Source organism: Candidatus Cloacimonadota bacterium (genome assembly GCA_012522635.1).
In the GTDB taxonomy this organism is placed as follows: Bacteria; Cloacimonadota; Cloacimonadia; order Cloacimonadales; family Cloacimonadaceae; genus Syntrophosphaera.
The window spans coordinates 1-4,979 of sequence record JAAYKA010000092.1; the positions used below are offsets into that span (position 1 = coordinate 1).

The following is a 4,979-nucleotide window of genomic DNA, read 5'->3' on the forward strand; positions in this document are numbered from 1 at the left end:
AATGTTCATCGTACTCATAGGGGGATTCGTTATAGAGAATGATATATCCATCCGGAGTGATGGGTGTGTTGTAAGGCGGAATGGTGTGGGTTACTGCGTCCCAGGAAATCAGGGCGTCGATTTCGTTCGTTATATTGACGCTTATGCCAGTGGGAATGGCGGGCGGAACATAGCCAATTTTGAAGGAGTTGGAATTTTGAGAAGCGGTGTTGCCAAAGCTGTCGATAGCGTCAACGCGGATCTTAGCGCTTTGGGTTTGCCAAGCCGGGATTTCCCAAGGCTGTGTACCACTGTTGAAAATTGACATCGCGAGTGCCGTGTAGTCGCTTCCTCCATTCAGGCTATACCAGATATCGATTTCATCTTCCATCAGATTGGTATCTGTGGCTGTCCACTGGATATCATGACTGTCACCAATATACCAAAGTTCACCGCCAGCGGGGTTGAATATTTCAATTTCCGGATCGACGGTATCGATGGTAAGAACGGGACTCATTCCGATGGAACTCAATGCCAAGCACAGCGTTAGCGTGCCCATCAGAACGGCGAATAGAACTGCTTTTTTCATGTTTAACCTCCATGGTTTTGAATTAATTCTATTTAGGAACCAGCCTCCTTTTTGTCAATCTTAATTTTTTGTTTTGGATTAACATGCTCAAGAATGTCCTTGACCCCACTTAAAATCCAAGCCGGCTTTTCAAGTGTCTCAAGTTTTTTTAGCCTTCGCAGCCGGCTTGAACTGTAAAAAGATTACAATGCCGACCTGCAGACACGGAAACCGTAGGGATTGTAAGCGTAGAACGGAGCGAAGCTGTTACGATAGGCGACTCTGCAATTACTGGCACTGGAAGCCCAGTAACCGCCACGGAACACTCGGTAAAGCCCAGTCACGGGTCCTGTGGGATTATCGGAATGACCGCCGCTATAGCTTGACCAAGCGTCCCAGCACCATTCATAAATATTCCCGCTCATGTCGTAAATTCCAAGCCCGTTGGGAGTTTTCTCGCCAACTGGTTTGCTGCCATAGTTCCCGATGTTGTCATACCACGCCACGGCATCAATTTCATCGGAACCGCTGTAGAGATAATCCGGATTGTTGTTGGCGCCCCGCGCCGCGTATTCCCATTCCGCTTCTGTGGGCAGTCTGTAGCCATTGGCGCTCAAATTGCAAATGGCTGCGTTCCATTCGGTATTGGATGCATTGGGCACATCACCCCAGTCCGCAGGATTGGTGAATCCAGAAATACTGTAAACCGGTGTGAGGCCTTCATCCATGCTGCGCAGGTTGCAATATTTGAGGGCGGCATACCAGGAAACAAAATAGGCGGGATAACCATCACCCAGCCCAAACTGGATTGTCCAAATTGAAGGGGGCTGCATATAGTGGGAATACTCTGCCTGGGTCACCTGGTATTCGCTCATATAGAAGGAGTTCAGAGTTACGCTATGCACGGGTAGTTCGTTTTGACTGCCCGCACCTCTGGTGTCACCCATCATGAAAGTTCCACCGGGAACATGGATTAGTTCATTGGTTTCAAAAACCATATAATAAAAACGGCAGTCGCCAGTCAGAGGCGCTGTCCAGGTGTTTTGGGAAAAAGTGCCGCTGGTATCAACGGAAAAACCATCATCAGGCAGTGCGGATGAGTAAACTTTGTAAAACGCCGCGTTGGGCACAGGGCTCCAAGTAATCAAGATTGATTCGTCAACAATTGTTATCTCCGCATTCGGGGCCAAGCGGCAACCGGGGTCGAGCTTCCCGAGGATGGAAGCGCCTTCATTGATTATCTGTATTTCCGGCTCGACGGCATCAAAGCTAAAAACGGGACTGCCATCAATGGCGCTCAAGGGCAGGCACAAAAATAGCGTGCCCAAGAAAGCGACGAATAGAACTATTTTTTTCATTTCAACCTCCATGTTTTTAATTCAGTTTTCGTGTTTGAGCAAGCTCCATCAAGCAAGTTTAACCTCAACTATCGTTTAAACTACATTCATGAACTTACTCAAGACAAGCTTGAATTACATTTGAGCATCTTTGGCATTTGTCATTTTCCTGTCAATCTATTTTTACCATCACATCCCCCAGTTTTTTAAACAAGGAAAAGAGGGCAGAAACCCTTATCTTTATTGCCGTCCCGGCTTATCACCTTCTCAATTCCATCTGTCTCCAATTGCGTCAGAATGGCATAAACGACAGTTGGAATACTGTGAGATCAAGAATGTCCACTCACAGAAGAGTAAACCTCATGGCATTGGACAGGAATAAGAACACTGTGGTGGAACCTTACACCAGTAATGCTTAACCCTGCCATTTGAAGATATACAACGCCCTCAACATGAGCCCCAACCCGGTTTTGAAAACAAAAAAGAATCGATATATGTAGTCTCCACAAAAAATCCAAGTGCTTGCAGTACAGATGCGGACGTAATCAAAGTAGTAAAGTTCGGTTAAAACACACCGAAACTTTCTACGAATTCCCAGCATGATTCAGGGTCTGAAAACTGGACTTCTTTGGGATCAAAATGATTGGGATCAAAATCATCGCCCATCCATTCCAGAACATCATCATAATCAGGGTCTTGGGGATTACTTAGCACTTCCAGCTTGTAGTAGTATCCGCCCAAACCTCCGCAATCTTCGGGAGGGCAAGCCATTGCGCCAGCAAGGCAAACGGGATAAACTTGATTGGGAGCCTTTGGCAGTATTTTTTCCAAAACCAGCTTGTGCCACCAGCTATCTCCAAAGTCATACAAATATTCTATGCTGTCTTTTCCCTTTCTCAGATATTTGCTCACAGGCACTTTGGTGCTGTGTAAACTGCTGGGGTCACTTGATATGCCAATAAATATGTCGCCGGCATTTTTGATCTGAAACTCGTGCAGATGGTCGTCTTCCCAGCCCATGGCATCCTGAATGGCAACGTGAAGATCCCAAAAAGTGGCTTTTTCCGGGATTTGAATCCTGCGCCAGATGGAAGGCTTGGAGCCTTTCAGGCTGATCTTGATCTGATATACGTTTTGAAAGCTCGTTTTCATTGAAGCCTCATTGTAATTTTGATTGTGTAACCAGTGTGGGAAAGCAAGAGAGAATGTCAAGCGCTGATATCGGGACGCGTAACGCGAGGGGTAGCTATGGACCGTCACCAAAAACTGCAAAAATGATCACCAAAACTGCAAATTTAACCCAAATAATGAAGTAGCCGCCCTACCCTATAATAAATATTATATTCGTGCTCGGGTACCCTCGCCCCTGGCTCTGGCTCAGTAGTAACAGCAAATCAACCCCCGAGCATCCCCAATCTTTTACAGGATGATACCGAGGCATGTTCGAATTACTCCTGAGCCAGAGTCAAGGACGGATCTGGTTGGAGCAAGGTTTGAAACAAAAACTTGACGGGAACCAATCTTGCAAACGGATTGGTATAAATCAATTTTGAGAACATGGGTGAAAGAATGAAAAAGATAATTTTCGTGGCGCTGGCGCTGTTTTTGGGGTGGGGGCTTTTCGCAAGTCAATATGTGGCAGCCATTCCCCTGGGACGGATAATGTCCAAAAGTCCCGGGCACAGCAGGTATGAGGCTTTGCGCCTTTTTTCGGAAAGCGAGGGAGAAATTCTCTATTACGACGCGGATTGGGCCATCACGCTGGTTCCCGCTCATAAAACCGAGTTCAGAACCCAAATGCTCACCGAGATTAAAGCCGGGAAAAAGCTTTATCTGGCGGGGAAAACTCCGATTTATGGGGCTCCGGAAGAACTGAACGACCTGAAAATATTACTGGAAATGGAAGCTGGGTATCTGTTGGAGACAGAATTGGACGAACTCAAGCTGCGTTCACGCGTTCCCCATCCCTTTTGCGAATTAAGGCTCCAGGGAATAGTTTTTGCCCCAGCCAGCGCGGCACCGCTTTGGACGGATGGTGAAGACCCAATAATCCGGCAGATGGTGGATTTGGTGAATGCCGCATCGGTGGAAAGCCTGATCCAGGGCTTGCAGGATCACCAAACGCGCTACGCACTGGCGGACAACCGTTTGCAGGTGTCAGAGTGGATTCAGCAGAAATTTTTGGACTTTGGTCTCATGGATGTGGTTTTGCAGCCCTTTGAGTGGCAAAACACCACGCAGTATAACGTTATAGCCACCCTGCCCGGCAGCATGTATCCGGATGAATATATCATCGTGGGCGGGCATCACGACTGCATAACCTATCACGATCCAATGGTTTTCGCGCCCGGAGCAGACGACAATGCCAGCGGCAGCGTTGCCACCCTGGAGATGGCAAGAGTGATGATGGAAGCCGGATATCAGCCCCATTGCAGCATCCGCTTTGTGACCTACGCCGCTGAAGAATTCGGGCTTTGGGGTTCCAAACACCATTCCGCACAAACCGAGGAAGCGCGGGAACAGGTGCGGCTGATGATGAATCACGATATGATTGCGAATCAAGATGATACCCAGCCCTGGGAGGTGCGTTTGATGCCTTACGACGGCAGTCTGGATCAGAGTTCCCATGCCGCCAGAATCACGGAACAATACTCCGATTTAAGCGCCTATTATGGCAGTCTGAACAGTCACAGCAGCGACAGTTTTTCCTATTGGCAGCATGGATTTAACGTGATTTACTTTTTTGAGAGCCAGTTTTCACCCGTCTATCATTCGGATTTGGATTTGGTAGCAAACCTCAATCCGCAGTATTGCGCGCAGGTTATCAAAGCTTCCGTGGCCTGCGCTGCCACTTTCGCGGATATGCCCACAATGCCAAGCGGGTTCACAGCTTACGACCGCGGAGACGGGGCTTCCATGCTGCTGATGTGGGAAAGCGCTGAGACTGAAAATATCGACCATTTCAGGGTCTATCACAGTGGTGAATTTGAGGACTGGAGCGAGCCCACACAGACTGAACAAACTTCCTGCATAATAACAGGTTTGGAGGAAGGAAACTTGTATCGTTTCGCGGTGAGCAGCGTGGACATTTATGG

General features: G+C 47.9%; 4 protein-coding genes. 1 reads left to right on the plus strand and 3 read right to left on the minus strand.

Going from position 1 to position 4,979, the window contains the following annotated elements; genetic code table 11:
• From GX135_04890 to GX135_04900, 3 genes are all read right to left on the minus strand, one after another.
• The coding region (locus tag GX135_04890; GenBank protein NLN85425.1) for a hypothetical protein at positions 1-568 on the minus strand (568 nt) is incomplete at its 3' end.
• Between the two features lie 182 nt (positions 569-750).
• Positions 751-1,905: a formylglycine-generating enzyme family protein gene (locus tag GX135_04895; protein NLN85426.1), complete on the minus strand. Its 1,155-nt coding sequence runs from the start codon at positions 1,903-1,905 to the stop codon at positions 751-753.
• A 543-nt stretch (positions 1,906-2,448) separates the two neighbouring features.
• Positions 2,449-3,036 carry a plasmid pRiA4b ORF-3 family protein gene (locus GX135_04900; protein ID NLN85427.1) on the minus strand — a complete coding sequence of 196 codons (588 nt, stop codon included), beginning with the start codon at positions 3,034-3,036 and terminating at the stop codon, positions 2,449-2,451.
• A gap of 417 nt (positions 3,037-3,453) precedes the next feature.
• Between GX135_04900 and GX135_04905 the strand changes: the two genes are divergently transcribed.
• On the plus strand, positions 3,454-4,979 hold a 1,526-nt coding region (locus tag GX135_04905), incomplete at its 3' end, for a M20/M25/M40 family metallo-hydrolase (protein ID NLN85428.1).

Bases quoted from the DNA above. Each gene is read 5' to 3' on its own strand.
- GX135_04895 (NLN85426.1), bottom strand. From the start codon at position 1,905: ATGAAAAAAATAGTTCTATTCGTCGCTTTCTTGGGCACGCTATTTTTG.
- GX135_04900 (NLN85427.1), bottom strand. From the start codon at position 3,036: ATGAAAACGAGCTTTCAAAACGTATATCAGATCAAGATCAGCCTGAAA.